At 68.7% G+C, this 19,257-nt stretch carries 20 protein-coding genes and 1 tRNA gene; 2 read left to right on the top strand and 19 right to left on the bottom strand.

Annotated features, from left to right (window positions below; genetic code table 11):
- The first annotated feature begins 37 nt into the window (after positions 1-37).
- Both ACFONC_RS02165 and recQ read left to right on the top strand, forming a co-directional pair.
- Positions 38-580, top strand: coding sequence for a Dps family protein (locus tag ACFONC_RS02165; protein ID WP_386741960.1), 543 nt, complete (start codon positions 38-40; stop codon positions 578-580).
- 245 nt (positions 581-825) lie between these two features.
- Positions 826-2,673, top strand: a complete 1,848-nt coding sequence (gene recQ / locus ACFONC_RS02160; RefSeq protein WP_386741958.1) for a DNA helicase RecQ — start codon at positions 826-828, stop codon at positions 2,671-2,673.
- 96 nt (positions 2,674-2,769) lie between these two features.
- Here the strand turns inward: recQ and ACFONC_RS02155 are convergent.
- The 19 genes from ACFONC_RS02155 to ACFONC_RS02065 form a co-directional block, all read right to left on the bottom strand.
- Positions 2,770-2,845 (bottom strand) — tRNA-Lys (locus ACFONC_RS02155).
- Between the two features lie 58 nt (positions 2,846-2,903).
- Positions 2,904-3,587: a 7-cyano-7-deazaguanine synthase QueC gene (gene queC, locus ACFONC_RS02150; RefSeq protein WP_386741956.1), complete on the bottom strand. Its 684-nt coding sequence runs from the start codon at positions 3,585-3,587 to the stop codon at positions 2,904-2,906.
- A gap of 129 nt (positions 3,588-3,716) precedes the next feature.
- Positions 3,717-4,400, bottom strand: coding sequence for a 7-carboxy-7-deazaguanine synthase QueE (gene queE / locus ACFONC_RS02145; RefSeq protein WP_386741954.1), 684 nt, complete (start codon positions 4,398-4,400; stop codon positions 3,717-3,719).
- 125 nt (positions 4,401-4,525) lie between these two features.
- Positions 4,526-5,344, bottom strand: a complete 819-nt coding sequence (gene ybgF, locus ACFONC_RS02140) for a tol-pal system protein YbgF (RefSeq protein WP_449284275.1) — start codon at positions 5,342-5,344, stop codon at positions 4,526-4,528.
- 115 nt (positions 5,345-5,459) lie between these two features.
- Positions 5,460-5,975 carry a peptidoglycan-associated lipoprotein Pal gene (gene pal / locus ACFONC_RS02135; RefSeq protein WP_386741949.1) on the bottom strand — a complete coding sequence of 172 codons (516 nt, stop codon included), beginning with the start codon at positions 5,973-5,975 and terminating at the stop codon, positions 5,460-5,462.
- Between the two features lie 76 nt (positions 5,976-6,051).
- Positions 6,052-7,380 (bottom strand): Tol-Pal system beta propeller repeat protein TolB, encoded by a 1,329-nt coding sequence (tolB, locus tag ACFONC_RS02130; protein ID WP_386741947.1) that lies wholly within the window; start codon positions 7,378-7,380, stop codon positions 6,052-6,054.
- A 566-nt stretch (positions 7,381-7,946) separates the two neighbouring features.
- The gene (tolA, locus tag ACFONC_RS02125; RefSeq protein WP_386741945.1) at positions 7,947-8,912 is read right to left on the bottom strand and encodes a cell envelope integrity protein TolA; all 966 of its coding nucleotides are present in this window, start codon (positions 8,910-8,912) and stop codon (positions 7,947-7,949) included.
- A complete protein-coding gene (gene tolR / locus ACFONC_RS02120; protein WP_386742213.1) occupies positions 8,912-9,355 on the bottom strand; it encodes a protein TolR in 444 nt (147 codons plus the stop codon). Before tolR ends, tolA begins: the two co-directional genes overlap by 1 nt.
- Positions 9,356-9,435: 80 nt before the next feature.
- Positions 9,436-10,233, bottom strand: coding sequence for a protein TolQ (gene tolQ, locus ACFONC_RS02115; RefSeq protein WP_386741943.1), 798 nt, complete (start codon positions 10,231-10,233; stop codon positions 9,436-9,438).
- A gap of 72 nt (positions 10,234-10,305) precedes the next feature.
- Positions 10,306-10,755, bottom strand: coding sequence for a tol-pal system-associated acyl-CoA thioesterase (ybgC, locus tag ACFONC_RS02110; RefSeq protein ID WP_386741941.1), 450 nt, complete (start codon positions 10,753-10,755; stop codon positions 10,306-10,308).
- A 61-nt stretch (positions 10,756-10,816) separates the two neighbouring features.
- Positions 10,817-11,860, bottom strand: coding sequence for a Holliday junction branch migration DNA helicase RuvB (ruvB, locus tag ACFONC_RS02105; RefSeq protein WP_386741939.1), 1,044 nt, complete (start codon positions 11,858-11,860; stop codon positions 10,817-10,819).
- A gap of 138 nt (positions 11,861-11,998) precedes the next feature.
- Positions 11,999-12,994, bottom strand: a complete 996-nt coding sequence (locus ACFONC_RS02100) for an LLM class flavin-dependent oxidoreductase (protein ID WP_386741937.1) — start codon at positions 12,992-12,994, stop codon at positions 11,999-12,001.
- Positions 12,995-13,162: 168 nt separating this feature from the next.
- Positions 13,163-15,085: a potassium transporter Kup gene (locus ACFONC_RS02095; protein ID WP_386741935.1), complete on the bottom strand. Its 1,923-nt coding sequence runs from the start codon at positions 15,083-15,085 to the stop codon at positions 13,163-13,165.
- Positions 15,086-15,126: 41 nt separating this feature from the next.
- Positions 15,127-15,726: a Holliday junction branch migration protein RuvA gene (ruvA, locus tag ACFONC_RS02090; protein ID WP_386741933.1), complete on the bottom strand. Its 600-nt coding sequence runs from the start codon at positions 15,724-15,726 to the stop codon at positions 15,127-15,129.
- A 136-nt stretch (positions 15,727-15,862) separates the two neighbouring features.
- Positions 15,863-16,384 carry a crossover junction endodeoxyribonuclease RuvC gene (ruvC, locus tag ACFONC_RS02085; protein WP_386741931.1) on the bottom strand — a complete coding sequence of 174 codons (522 nt, stop codon included), beginning with the start codon at positions 16,382-16,384 and terminating at the stop codon, positions 15,863-15,865.
- Positions 16,385-16,590: 206 nt separating this feature from the next.
- Positions 16,591-17,322 (bottom strand): YebC/PmpR family DNA-binding transcriptional regulator, encoded by a 732-nt coding sequence (locus ACFONC_RS02080; protein ID WP_386741929.1) that lies wholly within the window; start codon positions 17,320-17,322, stop codon positions 16,591-16,593.
- Between the two features lie 158 nt (positions 17,323-17,480).
- A complete protein-coding gene (locus ACFONC_RS02075; RefSeq protein ID WP_386741927.1) occupies positions 17,481-18,197 on the bottom strand; it encodes an esterase/lipase family protein in 717 nt (238 codons plus the stop codon).
- Entirely contained in the window at positions 18,154-18,465 is a 312-nt protein-coding gene (locus ACFONC_RS02070) for an I78 family peptidase inhibitor (RefSeq protein ID WP_386741925.1), read from the bottom strand. The genes ACFONC_RS02075 and ACFONC_RS02070 overlap by 44 nt, the downstream gene beginning before the upstream one ends.
- 187 nt (positions 18,466-18,652) lie before the next feature.
- Positions 18,653-19,213 carry a GNAT family N-acetyltransferase gene (locus ACFONC_RS02065; protein ID WP_386742211.1) on the bottom strand — a complete coding sequence of 187 codons (561 nt, stop codon included), beginning with the start codon at positions 19,211-19,213 and terminating at the stop codon, positions 18,653-18,655.
- Between the last annotated feature and the right edge of the window lie 44 nt (positions 19,214-19,257).

Below are 19,257 nucleotides of genomic sequence, written 5' to 3'. Positions count from 1 at the left end.
GCCTATTGTGGCGGCATGCCTGCCCAGGAGAAACCAGATGGCCAAGTCCCCAGTGAAGAAGAAGACCAAACCCAGCCTGTCGGCATCCCCGGGGGCCAGCGGCCCGCAGATCGATATCGGGATCGACGCGGCCGAACGCAAGAAGGTCGCGCAGGGCCTGTCGGTCTTCCTTGCAGATGCCTACACGCTGTACCTCAAGACCCACAACTTCCACTGGAACGTGACCGGGCCCATGTTCAACTCGCTGCACGCGATGTTCATGGACCAGTACACCGAGCAGTGGAACGCGCTGGACGACATCGCCGAGCGCATCCGCGCGCTGGGCTTCAACGCGCCCGGCTCGTATGGCGAGTTCGGCAAGCTCTCGACGATCAAGGAAGAACCCGGCCTGACCGAGGCGCCGGACTGGCGCGAGATGGTGCAGCAGCTGGTCGTGGGCAACGAGGCGGTGTGCCGCACCGCGCGCAAGGTGCTCAAGACCGCCGAGGACGCCAGCGACGACCCCTCCGTCGACCTGCTGACCCAGCGCCTGCACACCCACGAAAAGTACGCCTGGATGCTGCGCTCGCTGCTGCAGTAGGCGCCGACCCGCATCCGGGGGGCGCGGCCGTCCATGACGGCCGCGCCCCTTTTCATTGCCCTGCACCCTTGCCTTGCAGGAGCGGCCGAAGCCGCGACCTCCACCGAGGGGCAGCCGGATCGCTTCCGCCGCTCCTGCGACCCTTGGCAACCGGGACTGGATTCGGCTTCGGGCGCGAAAAATCCCTACGCCAACGCGCGTCAATCCCCGACTGACCCGCGACGCCCGCTTGCTACCCTTCCTGCATGCACGACGCCGCCCTCCAAACCCTCCGGCAGGTCTTCGGCCACGCCGCCTTCCGCGGCTCGCAGGCCGCCATCGTCGACCACGTCACCGCCGGCAACGATGCCCTCGTGCTGATGCCCACCGGCGGCGGCAAGTCGCTGTGCTACCAGGTCCCGGCCATCCTGCGCGAAGGCTGCGGCATCGTGGTTTCGCCGCTGATCGCACTGATGCAGGATCAGGTCGAGGCGCTGCGCCAGCTGGGCGTCCGCGCCGAGTACCTCAACTCCACGCTCGACGGCGAAACGGCCGCCCGGGTCGAACGCGAGCTTCTGGCCGGCGGGATCGACCTGCTCTACGTCGCCCCCGAACGCCTGCTCACGCCGCGCTTCCTGTCGCTGCTCGAACGCTCGAAGATCGCCCTGTTCGCCATCGACGAGGCCCACTGCGTCTCGCAATGGGGCCACGACTTCCGCCGCGAATACCGCGAGCTGACCCTGCTGCACGAACGCTGGCCCGGCATCCCGCGGATCGCGCTCACGGCCACCGCCGACCCGCCCACCCAGCGCGAGATCGCCGAGCGCCTGCAGCTGGAGGACGCACGCCGCTTCGTCAGTTCCTTCGACCGCCCCAACATCCGCTACACCGTGGTGCAGAAGGACAACGGCAGCGCGCAGCTACGCGACTTCCTGCAGGCCCACCGCGGCGAGGCCGGCATCGTCTACTGCCTGTCGCGCAGGAAGGTCGAGAAGACCGCCGCGACGCTGGTCGAACTCGGCTACGACGCCCTGCCCTACCACGCCGGCCTCGACGCGGCCACGCGCGCCGAGAACCAGCGCCGCTTCCTGCGCGACGAAGGGGTGGTGATCGTCGCCACCATCGCCTTCGGCATGGGCATCGACAAGCCCGACGTGCGCTTCGTCGCGCACCTCGACCTGCCCAAGTCGATCGAGGGCTACTACCAGGAAACCGGCCGCGCCGGGCGCGATGGCGAGCCGGCCGAAGCCTGGCTGTGCCAAGGCCTGGGCGATGTGGTGCTGCTCAAGCAGATGATCGAGAACTCGGAGGCCGGCGAGGAGCGCAAGCGGCTGGAGCGACGCAAGCTCGACGCGCTGGTCGGCTACTGCGAGACCATGCGCTGCCGTCGCCAGGTGCTGCTGGCCAGCTTCGGCGAAGAGTACGCGGCCAAGGGTCCGGGACAGCCGTGCGGCAACTGCGACAACTGCCTGTCGCCTGCCGAAACCTGGGACGCCACCGTCGCCGCGCAGAAGGCGCTCTCCTGCGTGTACCGCAGCGGCCAGCGCTTCGGCGTGGCGCACCTGGTGGACATCCTGCGCGGCGCGGAGAACGAACGCATCCACCAGTTCGGGCACGAGCGGCTGTCGACGTTCGGCGTCGGTTCCGACCTCGACGCGCGCACCTGGCGCGGCGTGTTCCGCCAGCTCGTCGCCGCCGGCCTGCTCGACGTGGACACCGAAGGCTACGGCGGCCTGCGCCTGACCGACGCCAGCCGCGCGGTGCTGCGCGGCGAGCAGACGGTGATGCTGCGCAAGGAGTTGCCGCGCAGGAAGCAGCGCGAGCGCAGCCGGGCGACGGGTTCGGCGGCGGCCATCGAGCTTTCAGCAGGCGAGCAGCCGCTGTTCGAAGCCTTGCGCGACCTGCGCACGCGCCTGGCGCGCGAGCAGAACGTGCCGCCCTACGTGATCTTCCACGACACCACCCTGCGCGGCATCACCCGCCAGCGGCCGTCGACGCTCGACGAGCTGGCGCAGGTCGGCGGCATCGGCGGCACCAAGCTTGCGCGCTATGGCGAGCAGGTGCTGGAGGTGGTCGCAGGTACCGCGACAGACGTCGCCGAGGCCAGCGCGTGACGCGCCAGGCAAGCCGACCGCATGGCCTGCCCCCCGAAACCGATGCCGCGCGCGCGGCTGGTGATGGCGAACCGCCGACGAAACCTGCTTTCTGGATGGTGGGCCGTGATGGATTCGAACCATCGACCAGCGGATTAAAAGTCCGATGCTCTACCGACTGAGCTAACGGCCCACGAGGCCCGCGCGCATCGCGCGGGGCGGCAATTCTACCGCAGCGCCGCCACCACGCCCTACCCCGCGTATCGCGTGGGATCGGGTGCACCGGCGGCCGCGAAGCCTTCGGCGCGCAGGCGGCAGGCGTCGCAATGGCCGCAGGCGCGGCCTTGCGCGTCGGCCTGGTAGCAGGACACGGTCTGCGCGAAGTCCACGCCCAGGCGCAGGCCTTCACGGACGATGGCGGCCTTGCCCATGCGCTGGAGCGGCGCATGGATGCGGATGCCCGCGCCTTCCACGCCGGCCTTTGTCGCCAGATTGGCCAAGCGTTCGAAGGCCTCGATGAACTCGGGCCGGCAGTCCGGGTAGCCGGAGTAGTCCACCGCGTTGACCCCGCAGAAGATGTCCGCCGCGCCCAGCACCTCGGCCCAGCCCAGCGCCACCGACAGCATGATCGTGTTGCGCGCCGGCACGTAGGTGACCGGGATTTCCGGCGCGGAGGCGTCCTGGTCGGAGTCCAGCGGCACGTCGATGTCGGCGGTGAGCGCGGAGCCGCCAATCGTGCGCAGGTCGACGTTGACGACCTTGTGTTCGGTCACGCAGAGCGTGGCGGCCACGCGCGCGGCGGCGGCCAGTTCGGAGGTGTGGCGCTGACCATACGACACGCTCAGCGCGTGCACGGCAAAGCCCTGCTCGCGTGCGACGGCGGCAACGACGGCGGAATCCATACCACCGGAAACAAGGACGACAGCTTTTTTCATGCGGGAATGGGAAATCGGGAATGGGACGAGAGCTTAATCCGTAGGGCGGGTCTTGACCCGCCATCCAGGACGCGGGGCGGGGTGGCGGGTCAAGACCCGCCCTACGCTTCCGGGTTTCCTTTCCGTTACTCAACGCCCCGGTTCGTCGTTCCACAGCAGCTTGTGCAGCTGCATCTGGAACTTCACCGGCAGGCGGTCGGCGACGATCCAGTCGGCCAGTTCGCGTGGAGCGAGTTCGGACTTGCTGGGCGAGAACAGCACGTCGCAGCGCCGGTCGAGTTCGTGCGTCGCCACCATATCGCGCGCCCATTCGTAGTCGGCGCGGCCACAGAGGACGAACTTGACCTGGTCGTGCGCGGTCAGCAAGTCGATGTTCTCCCAACGGTTGCGTTCGGCCTCCCGCGAACCCGGGGTCTTGATGTCCAGCACCCGCGATACCCGTGGGTCGACCGCGGAGATGTCGATCGCGCCGGAGGTTTCCAGCGACACTGCGTAGCCTGCGTCGCACAGCCGCTGCAGCAGGCCGATGCAACGCTTCTGCGACAGCGGCTCGCCGCCGGTCACGCAGACGTGGCGCACGCCGTGTTTCGCCACTTCGGCGAGGATGTCCTCGACGTCCCACCACTCGCCCCCGTGAAAGGCATAGGCCGTGTCGCAGTACTGGCAGCGCAGCGGGCAGCCGGTCAGGCGCACGAACACGGTCGGCCAGCCGGCATCGCGGGCTTCGCCCTGCAGCGACAGGAAGATTTCGGTGATGCGCAGCCGGTCCGCGGATGCGGTAGCCGCATCGATGGGAGCGGAAGCGGTGTTCATGGGGGAATTGTAGGGCCTGCCGGGGCTTGATCCGGGGCGGGTCTTGACCCGCCGCCGTACGGCATGCCGCGCCGGTCGACGTGGTGGCGGGTCAAGACCCGCCCTACGGATGCGTGGTGGCGGGCCTACTGCACCTGCGACAGTTCGATCGCGCGCAGCCGGTCGTCCGCGGTGCGCGCGGCATCGGTGCCTGGGTAGCGGGTCGTGACCTCGGACAGGGTCTTCTCCGCGTCCGCCACCAGTTGCTGCCCGTACTGCGACAGGCCGATCTTGAGCAGCGCACCGGGCGCCTTGTCGTGGGTCGGATAGCGGTCGATCAGGGCCTGGAACTGCTGCTGCGCCAGCGCGTAGTTCTGGGTGACGTAATAGCTCTCGCCCAGCCAGTAGTAGGCATTCGGCGCGTACGCACCGCTCGGATGGGCCCTCAGGAAGTTCTGGAACAGCTGCGCCGATTCCGCGTACTGGCCGGCCTTGAGTGCATTGAACGCGACCTCGTAGTCGCCGCGCTCATCGGCGGTCCGCGCCATCGCCCCCGGATCGCCGTAGACCGCAGGCGCGGGTTCGGATGCGGCTGCCGATGCGGGCGCCGCCGGCGTCGTGGCGGCGGGGACCGAGTCCGGGTCGAGCGTCGGCGGGGCCACGCCGCCTTCGATCCGGTTCAGGCGCCCGTCCAGGTCAAGGTACTGGGCGCGATTGGTCGATTCGAGCTGCTCGTTCTTGCGCTGCAGCTCCTCGAGCTGCGAGCGCAGCGCCTGCAGCTCGTTCTTGATCTGGGTGACCTGGTGGAGCAGGTCGACGTTGCCGCGGTTGTTGGCCGCCTGCTGCTCGAGCGAGGCGACGCGGTCGGCGAGGCTGGCGCGCTGCGCGAGCGCGGGCGTCGCCGCCAGCGCGGCGCCGGTGGCCGCGACGAAAACGAGGCTGCGGAGGATCGTGGTCGAATGCATGGTCATGGCCGGGATGCTTCGTGGTCGGAAGTTTTTCTGGTGCTGTAAAGACAATCGGCAGCTGACGGGGTTCCCGCCAGCTGCCGACGTCGGTTTGCGCAGGATCGCTTACTTCTTACTTGGCGGTGTAAACGATCTCGACGCGGCGATTCTTGGCCCAGCAGTCCTCGCTCGACGCGGTGCAGGTCGGGCGCTCCTCGCCGTAGCTGACCACCGTGATCTGGCTTCCGGAACCGCCGTTGGCCTGCAGCGCGGACGACACCGAATTGGCACGGCGCTCGCCGAGGCCGAGGTTGTAGTCACGGCTGCCGCGCTCGTCGGCGTTGCCTTCCAGGGTCATGCGCGAGGACGGGCGGTCACGCAGGTACTTGGCGTGGCAGGCCATCGCGGCCTGGAACTCCGGACGCAGCGCGTCCTGGTCCAGGTCGAAGTACACCACGCGCTGGCGCAGGCAGGCGTCGGTGTCCAGGTCCCCGGGACCATAGGCACCCGCGGCGGTGGGCGGGGTCTGGTCGACGACGCCGGTGCTCGGACCAGTGTCGGCCGGCGGCACTTCCTTGACCTTCTTGGAGCAGGCAACGGCAGCGGTGCAAAGCACGGCCGTCAACAACACGCGGCTAATGGTATTCATCTCGTCGAATCCTTTGCGTTGAAGGGGTATTACGGAAACGTCGGTAAAGCTTCGTGGTCAAGGTGTGCAGGGAACGTCATCGCTGCGAGCGGAACGGGCCCCAGGCCGGCTCGCGGACGTCACCGTCGGCGAGCACCAGTCGCTGGCGCACGCGGCCGTCGGCCGAGACGGCGTACAGCACGCCACGCTGTCCTTCACGTGCCGCATACAGCACCATGCTGGCGTTCGGGGCGAAGCTCGGCGATTCGTCAAGTGACCCCGGCGACAGCGTGGACCAGCGCGGCGACCCCAGGCTGCGGTCCAGCAACGCAATACGGTACACGTTGCCGCTGCCCTGCGCCACGGCGATCTTCTTGTCGTCGTACGACACCGTGGGGCTGGCATTGTAGTTGCCCTGGAACGTCACCCGGCTGGCGCTGCCGCCGCTGGCCGACACCTGGTAGATCTGCGGCTGGCCGCCGCGGTCGGAAGTGAAGTACAGGGTGCTGCCGTCGGCGCTCCACGCCGGCTCGGTGTCGATGCCGAACTGGTTGGTGATCCGGGTCAGCGCCTTGCTGCCCAGGTCCATCACGTAGATTTCCGGATTGCCGCTGCGCGACAGGGTCAGCGCCAGGCGACGGCCGTCGGGCGAGAACGCCGGCGAACTGTTGATGCCGCGGAAGCTGGAAATCAGCTCGCGGCTGCCGGTGGTGATGTCCTGGATGTAGATTGAGGAGTTGCCCTTCTCGAAGCTGACGTAGGCCACCTTGCGCCCGTCCGGGCTCCACGATGGCGACAGCAGCGGCTCGGGCGAGCGCACCACGGTCTGCGGGTTGTAGCCGTCGGAATCGGCCACCATCAGCGCGTAGCTGGCGCCCTTGCCGGTGCCGGTCACGGTGACGTAGGCAATGCGGGTCCAGAACGCACCGCGCACGCCGAGGATCTTTTCGTAGATGGCGTCGGCCATCTGGTGGGCCACGTCGCGCATCGCGCTCGAACGGGCGGTCATCGCGAAGCCGAGCAGGCGCTCCTGCCGGGCCACGTCGAACAGCTCGTACTCGACCCGGTAGCTGCCGCCGCCAGCGTCGAGCACGTGGCCGACGACGACGAAATCCTGCTTGAGCAGGCGCCAGGTCGGGAACTGGATCTCACCGCCGCGGGTCGGCTTTTCGACCATGTCCGACACCGGCATGGTGCGGAACTGGCCGGAGCGCGCCAGGTCGGCGCCAACCACGGCCGACACGTCCGTCTCCGGCGCCGCGCCGCTGCCCTGGTACGGCATCGGCACCACCGCGATCGGCAGGGCCGAGGCGTTACCGCCGACGATGTCGATCTCCAGGCCCCGCTCCTGGGCGAGGGCCGCCAGCGGCAGCAGGAAGGCGAAGACCGCCGCGAAGGCGGCAAGAAGGCGCGGGGATGCTTTCATGGGCAGGCCGGGTCCGGAAAAACTGAATGGTGGCAGGGTGCACGTGAACGGCGTCTCAAAGCTGAACACGGACCGGCCGCGGCGGTCTTGACGACGTGAATTTGCCGGTTTTTCGGGGCTCGCGGCTTCCGCCGCTCCTACGGGGGGCGCAACGATCGGTGCGTTTGCGTTTGCGTTTGCCTTTGCCTTTGATCTTGATCTCCGGGGCCCCTCCGGAGCGGCGGAGCCGGCGGACAAGACCCAAAGGGCGCCGCACAGGGATGTGCGGCGTTTTTCGCAGGGGCAGGATGCCCCTTCGAAAAATCCCGCCGGCTCCGCGGACCCGACGCGAAGCGTCGGGCGCGAAGGCGGGGTGTGCTTTCTTTGCGCCAGGTTTCTTTGCACAAGCAAAGAAAGGTGGCTCGCGCCGTCACGGCGCGAAAGCTTTTGATCTTTCTTGATTTCAGCGGAACCGGAACAGCAGGCGGGTCAAGACCCGCCCTACGATTCGCAGCGGCGCCAACGCGAAGAGCGCGTCGGGGGCGTAGCCCCGACCTACGGTCAGAGAGGTCCCGGGCCCCTGTTTGCTACCGATCCTGCGCCTCGAAGTTGAGGATCAGGTTGCGCTGGAACACCGACTCGAAGCCCGCGTACGGCAGCGGCTTGGCCTTGAGCACCGCCGCTTCGACCGAACGGCGGCCGAGTTCGTCGTAGGGACAGGACGGATCGACCTTGGCGCTCATCACGTCGCCGCCGGGCAGCTGGGTGATGTAGATGCGGCAGCGCTGGCCCAGCGGCACGTTTTCAGGCCGGGTCCAGTTGCGCAGCACCGCCTCCTGGATCGCGGCTGCGTAGCGCGCACTCAGCCCGGTATCCACCCCGGCGTTGCCCGGCGGCGGCGGCGCGCTCGCGGCGGCATCTTCCGAGGCCTGCTTGGCCCGAAGGTCGGCGATCTGCTTGAGTTTCTGCTCGGCGAGCTTCGCTTCGCGCTCGGCCTTGGCGCGCTCGGCCTGGATCTTCTTGAGCTTCTCGTCGCGCTGCTGTTCGGCGAGGCGGAACTTGCGCTCGGCCTCTTCCTGCTTCTTGCGCTCGGTCAGGTCGATCTGCTCCTGGCGGCGCTTTTCCTCCTGCTCGCGCTCGCGCTTCTCGGCGGCGATCGCGTTGCGGTCGACCTTCTCCTGCTCGACCGGCGACGGCTCGGGCACGAAGTCCTGCGCCTCCTGCTGCTTGGGCACCGGCGATTCCTGCGGCGCGGGCTCGGGGATCGGCTGCGGCAGCGGCGCGGCCTCTTCTTCGACCACCTGCGGTGGCGCCGGCTCGGGCTCGGGCTCAGGTTCCGGCAGCGGCTCGGCCTCTTGTGCCAGCGCGCGGCGCATCTGCGTGGACAGCTCGCTGGTGTCGACCATCTCCGCGCTGATCGGCGAACCGGCGGCCGCGATCGGCGCGGCGTCGCGGGTCCACCACAGGCCGACGAACATCAACGCGAACAGGAACGCGTGCAGCGCGATCGCCAGCACCACGGCCTGGGTCGAGTCGGCGCGCGTTTCCTGCATCAGTTGCCGCCCTGGTGCTGCGGTTCGCTCATCAGGCCGACCTTCTGCACGCCAGCGCCCTGGAGCAATACCAGCGCGTCCATCACCTTCTGGTAATTGGCGCTGCCGTCGCCGGCGACGAAGATCGCCTGGTTCGGGTTCTGGTTGATGATCGCGCGAATACGATCACCAAGTTCCTGCTCGGTCACCGCCTGCGGCGTTTCGTTGCCGGGCAGGATCAGCGCGTAGCGGCCGTCGAGGTCCACGCGCACCACCATCGGCTCCTTGCTCTGCTCCAGCGACATCGCGTTGGAATCGGGCAGGTCGACATCGACGCCCAGGTTCATCAGCGGCGCGGTCACCATGAAGATGATCAGCAGGACGAGCATCACGTCGATATAGGGCACGACGTTGATGTCGGCCTTCAGGCGATGCTTGCGGATGCGGCGGCCGTTGGCGTTCATGGCCATGCGGGATTCACCTCGTTCTGGATGGGGGGCCGGCCCGTGCAAACGCGCGACGGCCGGCGCCGGGGTTCAGTCGCTCAATCGTCGAGGTGGGACTGGCGCTGCATGATCGAGGAGAACTCCTCGGAGAACGCGTCGTAGCGCGTGGCCAGGCGCTCGACCTTGGTGGCGAAGCGGTTGTAGGCCCACACCGCCGGGATCGCCGCGAACAGGCCCATCGCGGTCGCGATCAGCGCCTCGGAGATGCCCGGTGCGACGCTGGCGATGGTCGCTTCCTTGACGTTGGCCAGGCCCTGGAACGAAATCATGATCCCCCACACCGTGCCGAACAGGCCCACGTAAGGGCTGATCGAACCGACGTTGGCGAGGAATTCCAGGTTGCGCTCCAGCCCGTCGAGTTCGCGCGAGGTGGTCACGCGCATCGCCCGCTGCGCGCCCTCGAGCTGCATGCGGCTGTCGACGCCGCGGCGCTCGCGGATGCGGTTGAAGTCGCGGAAGCCGCTTTCGAAGATCGCCTCCAGGCCGCCCGAGTCGCGGCCGCGGCCCTGCGCGCCGGCGTAGAGCTTGGCAAGGTCCGCGCCCGACCAGAAGCGCTCCTCGAAGCGGTCGGCCTCGTCCTCCGCGCGGCTGAACAGGCTGCGCTTGCGGAAGATGATCACCCACGACGCGATCGAGGCGACCAGCAGCAGCAGCATCACGAACTGCACCGGGATCGAGGCGTGCAGCAGCAGCTGCACGATGTCCAGGTGGTTGCCCGCGGCCGCGGCGCCGGCGGCGACGTTGGGGTCGGCCGCCAGTTCGGACACGCTGGCCGCGGCCTCTTCCGGCAGGGGTTCGACCGACGTGGCCTGCAGCAGTGCGAATAGGGGCGTCATGGATGGGCTCCGGTGTCTGGTTTCAATCGGTGGCGCGGTGGCGGCGGGGCGATGGGGAACACCCGGTCGTGGTCACTGCGCGCCTTGTTCGAGGGATTTGAGTTTTTCATACAGCGTTTCGGGAATGCCGCGGGGGCGGAAGCCATCGGCATCCAGGGCCGCGACCTTTACCTCTGCGTCCAGCAGCAGCCTGCCGTCGCAGCGGATGTCCTGCGCGATCACCAGGCTCGCACGCCGGCACTGGCGCAGCGCGACCGACACGTCCAGCGCATCGTCCAGCCGCGCCGGCGCGCGGAAATCGATCCGCATCGCCCGCACCGCGAACACCAGGCCGTGCTCGACCCGCAGCAGGTCCTGCCCGTAACCAAGCGCGCGCAGCCATTCGGTCCGCGCGCGCTCCAGGAACGCCAGGTACTGCGCGTGGTAGACCACGCCACCGGCGTCGGTATCTTCCCAATAGACCCGTGTCGGCCAACTGAACGGCGGGGGCTGGGAGCTGGGGACTGGGGGCTGGGAAGTCAAAATCCGGTCCTCGCACCGACCGTTGCCGGACCGAGGTGACGCCCGGGAAAATCACGAACTGTCAAAACAGCCCTCCCGAGTCCCCAGTCCCCAGATCCGGGCCCCCGCTCTTGGGCTTCAACCCCAGGTGCCGGTACGCCTTGTGAGACGCCATCCGCCCGCGCGCGGTGCGGACCAGGAAGCCCTGCTGGATCAGGTAGGGCTCGATCACGTCCTCGAGCGTGCCGCGCTCCTCGCTCAGCGCCGCGGCCAGCGACTCGACGCCGACCGGGCCGCCGTCGAAGTTCTCGATGATCAGGTTGAGCAGCCGCCGGTCGAGGTCGTCGAAACCTTCCGGATCCACCTTCAGCATCTGCATTGCCGCATTCGCCACGTCGTGGTCGATGCGCCCGCCGGCGCGCACCTGGGCGTAGTCGCGCACGCGCCGCAGCAGGCGGTTGGCGATGCGCGGGGTGCCGCGCGAGCGGCGCGCGATCTCGCCCGCGCCCTCGGCCACGCAGTCGATGCCGAGGATCTGCGCCGAGCGCTTCACGATCCGCGTCAACTCTTCGGCGCTGTAGAACTCCAGCCGCTGGACGATGCCGAAGCGGTCGCGCAGCGGCGCGGTCAGCAGGCCTGCGCGGGTGGTGGCGCCGATCAGGGTGAACGGCGGCAGGTCGAGCTTGATCGAGCGTGCGGCCGGACCCTCGCCGATCATGATGTCGATCTGGAAGTCCTCCATCGCCGGGTACAGCACTTCCTCGACCACGGGCGAGAGGCGGTGGATCTCGTCGATGAACAGCACGTCGTGCGGCTGCAGGTTGGTCAGCAGCGCGGCCAGGTCGCCGGCCTTCTCGATCACCGGGCCGGAAGTGACGCGCAGGCTCACGCCCAGCTCGTTGGCGATGACGTGGCTGAGGGTGGTCTTGCCCAGCCCGGGCGGGCCGAAGATCAGCACGTGGTCGAGCGACTCGCTGCGGCGCTTTGCGGCCTCGATGTAGATCGACAGTTGCTCGCGCACCGGCTGCTGGCCGAGGTACTCGTCCAGCCGCTTGGGCCGGATGCTGGCCTCGATGGCCTCGTCCTCGCGCGTGGCGTCGGCAGCGATGATGCGGTCGTCGGTCATGCGCCTATGTTCGCACGCGCCGAACGTCCGTAGGATGGGTAGAGCCGAAGGCGAAACCCATCGCCCGGCCGGAGTCAGGGGGCGCGGGGTGATGAGTTGACCAGCTTCGCTGTTGAAAACCGCTGCGCTCTACCCATCCTACGGGGTGGAAAGCCTGCGGCAGGCTTCGGCGGCGATTTCGAACGAGCGCTTGCGCTCGGCATGGTCGAAGATGTTGGCCGTCAGCAGCAGTTCGTCCGGGCGGTGGCGCTCGACGAATGCCGAGATGCCGGCGCGCAGCTGGTCGCGATCGCCCAGCACGGTGCAGGCCAGTGACTGCTCCACCATCGCCTTCTCCGCCGGGCTCCAGAACGCCTCGATGTCGTCGATCGGCGGCGGCACCAGCCCCGGCTGGCCGCGGCGCAGGCGCACGAAACTCTGCTGCTGGGTGGTGAACAGGCGCCGCGCCTCGGCCTCGCTGTCGGCGCCCACCACGTTGAGCGCCAGCATCGCGTACGGCTCGGCCAGCCGCTTCGACGGCCGGAAGTCCTGCCGGTACAGCGCCAGCGCCTGTTCCATCGCCGCCGGCGCGAAGTGCGAGGCGAAGGCGAACGGCAGTCCCATCGCCGCGGCCAGCTGGGCGCTGAACAGGCTCGATCCCAGCAGCCACACCGGCACCTCGATGCCGCCACCGGGCACCGCCTGCACCGGCTGCCCGGGCCGCACGGGTTCGAAGTAGCGCAGCAGTTCGGCCACGTCCTGCGGGAACGCGTCGGCCCCGTCGAAGTACCGCCGCAGCGCGCGCACCGTGGCCTGGTCGGTGCCCGGCGCGCGGCCAAGCCCGAGGTCGATCCGGTCCGGATACAGCGACGCCAGCGTGCCGAACTGCTCGGCCACCTGCAGCGGCGCATGGTTGGGCAACATCACCCCGCCCGCCCCGACCCGGATCGTCGACGTGCCCCCGGCCACGTGCCCGATCAGCACCGCCGTCGCCGCGCTGGCGATGCCGGGCATGTTGTGGTGCTCGGCCAGCCAGTAGCGATGGTAGCCGAGCGACTCGGCGTGGCGCGCGAGATCGAGCGTGTTGGCGAAGGCTTCCCGCGGCGTGCTGCCTTCGGTGACGGGGGCGAGGTCGAGGAGCGAATACGGGATCATTGGAGGACTCTGGCGGGAGGGGGCCCCGTGGATATCGGGACGATCGACGCTTTTGCCATGCCTGCATGGCCTGGACTGCCTGCCTCGCGGGAACACACCGTCCCATCGCCCGTGGATCCCCCGGCCGCCGCCGCTCCTACGGGAACCACGGGAGAGCCAGGCGTTCGCCTAGATCTCCACCTGCGAGCCCAGTTCCACCAGCCTGTTGCCCGGGATCCGGAAGAACCCCGTCGCCGGCGCCGCGTTGCGGTGCATGAAGGCGAACAGCTTGTCGCGCCACACCGGCATGCCGTGGCGACGGCTGGCGACGACCGTTTCGCGACTGGCGAAATACGTGGTGTCCATCGGGTCGAAGTGGATGCCGCCCTGGTCGCAGGAACGCATCAGCGCCAGCGGCACGTCCGGGGTTTCCATGAAGCCGAAGCGGATCAGCACGCGGTGGAAGTCCTCGCCGATCGCTTCCATCTTCAGCCGCTCGCCCGGCGCCGCGTACGGGATGGACAGTGTCTCCACGGTCAGGAACACGTTGCGCTCGTGCAGCACCTTGTTGTGCTTGAGGTTGTGCAGCAGCGCGTGCGGCACCACCCCCGGGTCGGCGGTCATGAAGATCGCGGTGCCGGGCACGCGCACCGGCGGCGCCAGCATCAGGCCCGGCAGGAAGGTATCGAGCTCGATGCCCTCCTTGCGGACCTCGGCGTGCAGCAGCTCGCGTCCGCGGCGCCAGGTCCTCAGCATGGTGAACAGCACCAGCCCCAGCACCACCGGGAACCAGCCGCCGTCGAGGATCTTGGCGCCGTTGGCGATCAGGAAGCCGACGTCGGCGACGAAGAACACCACGCACAGCGGCAGCACCCACTTGCGCCAGCCCGGCCACAGCGCGCGCGCGACCAGCGCCAGCAGCAGGGTATCGATCAGCATCGTCGCCGACACCGAGATGCCGTAGGCGGTGGCCAGCGCGGTGGACGAGCCGAATGCCAGCACCAGGCCGATCACCAGCACCGCCAGCATCCAGTTGATGCCGGGGATGTAGATCTGGCCGATCGTCGAACTCGAGGTGTGCTTGATCGCCATGCGCGGGATGTAGCCCAGCTGCATCGCCTGGCGCGAAATCGAGAACGCGCCGGTGATCACCGCCTGCGAGGCGATCACCGTCGCGGAGGTGGCGAGGATGATCATCGGCCAGCGCGCCCACTGCGGCACGCCGACGTAGAACGGGTTCTGGACGGCCTCCGGGTGCTCGAGCACCAGCGCGCCCTGCCCGAGGTAGTTGAGCATCAGCGCCGGCAGCACGAAGTAATACCAGGAATAGCGGATCGGACGCGCGCCGAAGTGGCCCATGTCCGTGTACAGCGCCTCGCCGCCGGTCACCGCCAGCACCACGGCGCCGAGGATGAAGATGCCCTCGAAATGATGCACGTAGAAGAAGTGCAGCGCCCACCAGGGGTTGATCGCCTTGAGCACTTCCGGCGCGTGCAGGATGTTGACCACCCCCAGCACCGCCAGCGACGCGAACCACAGGATCGTCACCGGCCCGAACACCTTGCCCACCTTCTCGGTGCCGAAGCGCTGGGCCATGAACACCGTGAGCAGCACCACCACCACGATCGGCACGATCCAGGCGTGCAGCTGCGGCGCCACCACTTCCAGGCCCTCGACCGCGGACAGCACCGAGATCGCCGGGGTGATCACACCGTCGCCGAAGAACAGCGAGGCGCCGAAGATACCGAGGATGCCGACCACGTAGGTCGAGCGCGAGCCCTTGCGCAGCGTGCGCTGGGCCAGCGTCATCAACGCCATGATGCCGCCCTCGCCGTCGTTGTCGGCACGCATGATGATGGTCACGTACTTGATCGTGACCACCATCATCAGCGCCCAGAACACCAGCGACAGGATTCCCAGCACGGTGTCGTGGTTGGCGACCAGGCCGTAGTGCGGCGAGAACGCCTGCTTGATCGTGTACAGCGGGCTGGTGCCGATGTCGCCGAAGACGACGCCGATCGCGCCGACCATCAGCCCCGCGAGGCCGGCGCCGCCATGGCCATGGGCATTGCCCGCGCCGTGTTGTGGGGAACTGCTCGGAGAGGTGGCCATGGGCTTCCTGTATCCGGTCGGCGCGAGGGCGCCGGGCCGGTTCAACGCAGCGCGGACTGTAGCGCCTTGCGGATGATGGTTTCGGCAACATCGCCTTCTGCGAACGCCTGCCGGGCCATGCGCTGCGCCTCGGCCGGCTTGTAGCCGAGCTGCTGCAGGGCGACGGTCGCCTCCGACAGCGGGTCGGCCGCGACGGCCGCGCCCTTCCCGGCCACGGCAGTGGCGCCGGTGGCGTAGCCGTCCGCCATGCGCTCGCGCAGTTCGACGACCATGCGCTCGGCGGTCTTCTTGCCGATGCCGGGGATGCGGGTGAGCGCGGTCACGTCGCCGGCCTGCACCAGGCGCGCGAACTCCTCGACGCCGGCGCCGGACAGCACCGCCAGCGCGATCTTCGCGCCGATGCCGCTGACCCGCTGCACGTCGCGGAACAGGCGCCGCTCGGCTTCGCTCAGGAAGCCGTACAGCGAAACGCTGTCTTCCTTCTGCGCGTAGTGGGTGAACAGCGACACTTCGCCACCCACCGCGGGCAGGTCGTAGAAGGTGCTCATCGGCGCTTCAAGCTCGTAGCCCACGCCATGCACGTCCACCACCAGCCACGGCGGCTGCTTGTGGACCAGGGTGCCTTTCAGGCGGCCGATCATGGCGTCTCCCCGGGACGGCCCTTGATTTCTCCCCCTTTGAAAAAGGGGGATACAGGGGGATTTGCTGTTGCTGTTGCAACAAGCAAGAGCAAATCCCCCCTGCCCCCATTTTTCTTAGGGAGGAAAAGCAGGACGCTCACTTCCTGCTCCACGCTTCGCGCGTGCCCACGCCCAGGCGCTGCGCGCTGGCACGCACGTGGGCGTGGGTGATGGCGACCGCCAGCGCGTCGGCGGCGTCGGCCTGCAGCTTGCCTTTGAGGTTGAGCATGATCCCCACCATGTGTTGCACCTGCACCTTGTCCGCACTGCCCTTGCCCACCAGCGCCAGCTTGATCTCGCGCGCGGCGTACTCGTGCACGGGCAGATCATGCATCACAACCGCGCACAGCGCCGCGCCGCGCGCCTGGCCGAGCTTGAGCGCCGAGTCCGGGTTGCGTGCCATGAAGACCTGTTCGATCGCCACTTCATCGGGCCGATGTTCGGTGATGATCGTAGTCAAACCATCGAGCAGGCGCTTGAGCCGCTGCGCGAATCCACCCTCGCCCAGCAGCAGCAGCGGCGCGTGGAACACGTGCGTCGCGCGACCGGCATCATCGACGTCGATGATGCCGACGCCGGTGCGCTGCGAGCCCGGGTCGATGCCGAGGATGCGGGTCATTGCGGTGCCATGGACGAAGGAAGGCGACTGGTGGGAGCGGCTTCAGCCGCGAGCTTCTTGCTTCTGGCTCTTCCCCCTGCGAAGGCAGGGGGAGGTTGGGAGGGGGTAGCCACGATTCGCGATGATCCGCAAGACACCCCTCCCCAGCCCTCCCCTGCCTTCGCAGGGGAGGGAGCCGAGGCACCAACCATTACCCGTCCCGGCCATCACCCGTAGGCGCCTTCGCCCAGCTCCGCGTTGCTGTAGACGTTCTGCACGTCGTCGAGATCCTCGAGCCAGTCGAGCAGCTTGACCACCTGCTGCGCGGTCTCGCCTTCGACGGCGATGTCGTTGTCGGCGCGGTAGGTGACCTCGGCGTCGTCCGGTGCCGCACCCGCGGCCTTCATGCCGTCGCGCACGGTTTCGAAGGACTCGGGCGCGGTGACGACGTCGATCGCGCCGTCCTCCGGATAGACGACCACGTCGTCCGCGCCTGCCTCGATCGCTGCCTCGGTGACCTTGTCCTCGTCCGCGCCCGGCGCGAAGCGCAGCACGCCCATGCGCTTGAACATGAAGGCCACCGAGCCCTCGGTGCCCAGGTTGCCGCCGAACTTGCCGAAGGCGTGGCGCACGTCGGCCACCGTGCGCACGCGGTTGTCGGTAAGGCAATCGACGATCACCGCCACCCCACCCGGCGCGTAGCCCTCGTAGCGGATTTCCTCGTACTCGACGCCTTCCAGCTCGCCGGTGGCCTTCTTCAGCGCGCGCTCGATGGTGTCCTTGGGCATGTTGATCGCCAGGCCCTTGTCGATGGCCGTGCGCAGCGCCGGATTGTTGGCCGGCTCGGCGCCGCCCTTGCGGGCCGCGACGGAGATCTCGCGGATGATCTTGGTGAAGATCTTGCCGCGCTTGGCGTCGGAGGCGTTCTTGCGTGCTTCGATGGAGGGGCCGCGACCCATTTGGAAACCCCGGTCTTGCGTGGAAAGCCGGCGATTTTACTCGAAGCGGCCGGCACCAACCTGATTGTGGGAGCGGCTTCAGCCGCGAGCTTGTCAAGGATCCCGGCAGGTTCGCGAAAAGAGCTCGCGGCTGAAGCCGCTCCCACGGGAATCGGGGGTCAAGCCGCCTGGTCCGGATGCTCGAACCGGCCCGCGTGCAGGAATGCCAGTGTCTGCGCGATCGCCTCGGCCGAGAACAGCAGCCCGCTGTGGCTGGCAGCGACCACGACGTGGTCGGCCAGCTGCGGGCTGCGGGTCTCCTCGACCGACACGCTGCCGTCGTTGTCGCCCTCGAAACTCGCCAGCAGGCCGCCGAGGCCGTGCGGCAGGCTGCCGGCGATCATCCCCACCTCGGGGCCCCGCGGCCAGGCCACGCAACCGTTCTGCAGCAGCTCCGCGCTGCGCCCCAGCCACAGCGCCGCGAGCGGCCAGCGCGAAAGGTTGCTCGCCGCGCTGCTGCCGCACAGCGGCACGCCCAGGCACACCACCCGGCGCACCGGCAGGCCGGGCTCGGCGGCCAGCGCCTGCAGCGCGACCAGCCCGCCGAGGCTGTGGGCGACGATGTCGGTTTCACCGCCGTCGCGCAGCTGTTCGGCCAGCTGCGGCACCGCTTCGTCGGGCCCGCCGACGATGCTGTGGTAGCCGAAGGTTTCCGTCGCGAACCCGGCCGCGCGCAGGCGCGTGCCCACCCACTGCATGGTCGCGCCGACCATCCAGATGCCGTGCAGCAGCACGACGCGTCGCGTGGGCACACCCGGATTCGCGGACCGCGAGGAGGACGGCACGCCGCGGTCAGCCGCAGTCGATTCCGGTAATGACGTTGCCGTCATCGACATGGACGTTGATGCGGTCGCCGCGGTAGTCGCGCGTCACCGCCTGGCCCGGCGCGATGGGGCGGATCAGGCCGGCGCCGCTTTCGCGCCAGATGCGCCCCATGGTCTCCTGGGTGGCCGCCTGCCCGACCGCCCACCCGAGGCCTTCCGCCTTGCAGGTTCCGTTGCCGGCGATCGTCGGGCCGCCGCTGGCCGGCTGCAGTGCCTGCGGCGGCGCGCAAGCCGCCAGCAGCAGGGCCAGGCACGCGAGAATCGGGGTCTGCAGGCGCATGGGCAATCCGATGGAGAGGGGGGAGGTCGCAGTCTAGGGCCTGTCCCTGTGGAAGGCACGCTGCCGCAGCGAGTCAGCGAGCGACGTTACGCGCGATGGACGACGCCCGCGCTCGCAGGTTCTTCGCAGGAGCGCACTGGGGCGTGACAGGCTTTCGCCGGAAAAGCTGTCGCGCCCCAGTGCGCTCCTACGGCGCGGGCCGCACGCTTGCCGAGCGTGTGCCTGCACCGGCGCGGCGGCGCAGGATGAACTCGCGGTCGCGCACGCGGCCGACCGGGAACTCGTATTCGCCTGCCTTTTCGAAGCCATGCCGGGCGTAGAAGCGCTGCGCGCCGAGGTTTTCCGACCATACCCCGATCCACAGCGTGCGCGGGCCGTTGCGCTGCAGCCAGTCGAGCGCGGTGTCGAACAGTTTCCCGCCCATGCCGCCGTTCTGGTGCGCCTTGAGCAGGTACAGGCGCTTGAGCTCGCCGTCGCCCGGCGCGACATCCGGATGCGGCAGGCCGCAGGGGCCGGCGGCGGCGTGGCCGATCGCAACGCCGTCGCGTTCGAGCAGCCAGACCGCGTAATCGGGGTGCGACAGGATCATGCGCTGCTTCTCGACCGCATAGGCGTCGGCGAGGAAGGCGTCCAGGTCTTCGGCCGGATACAGGTGGCCGAAGGTTTCCACGAAGGTGCGAGTGGCGAGCGCCGAGAGGATTTCGGCGTCGTCGGGCGTGGCGCGGCGGATGGCGGGAAGCTGCGGCATGACATCGAGATTATTCGTGGGAGCGGCTTCAGCCGCGAGCTCTT

Source organism: Luteimonas soli, from assembly GCF_042648865.1.
Lineage (GTDB): Bacteria > Pseudomonadota > Gammaproteobacteria > Xanthomonadales > Xanthomonadaceae > Luteimonas > Luteimonas soli.
The sequence above is the reverse complement of the archived record's forward strand: the minus strand, read 5'-3'. Positions and strand labels throughout refer to the sequence as shown.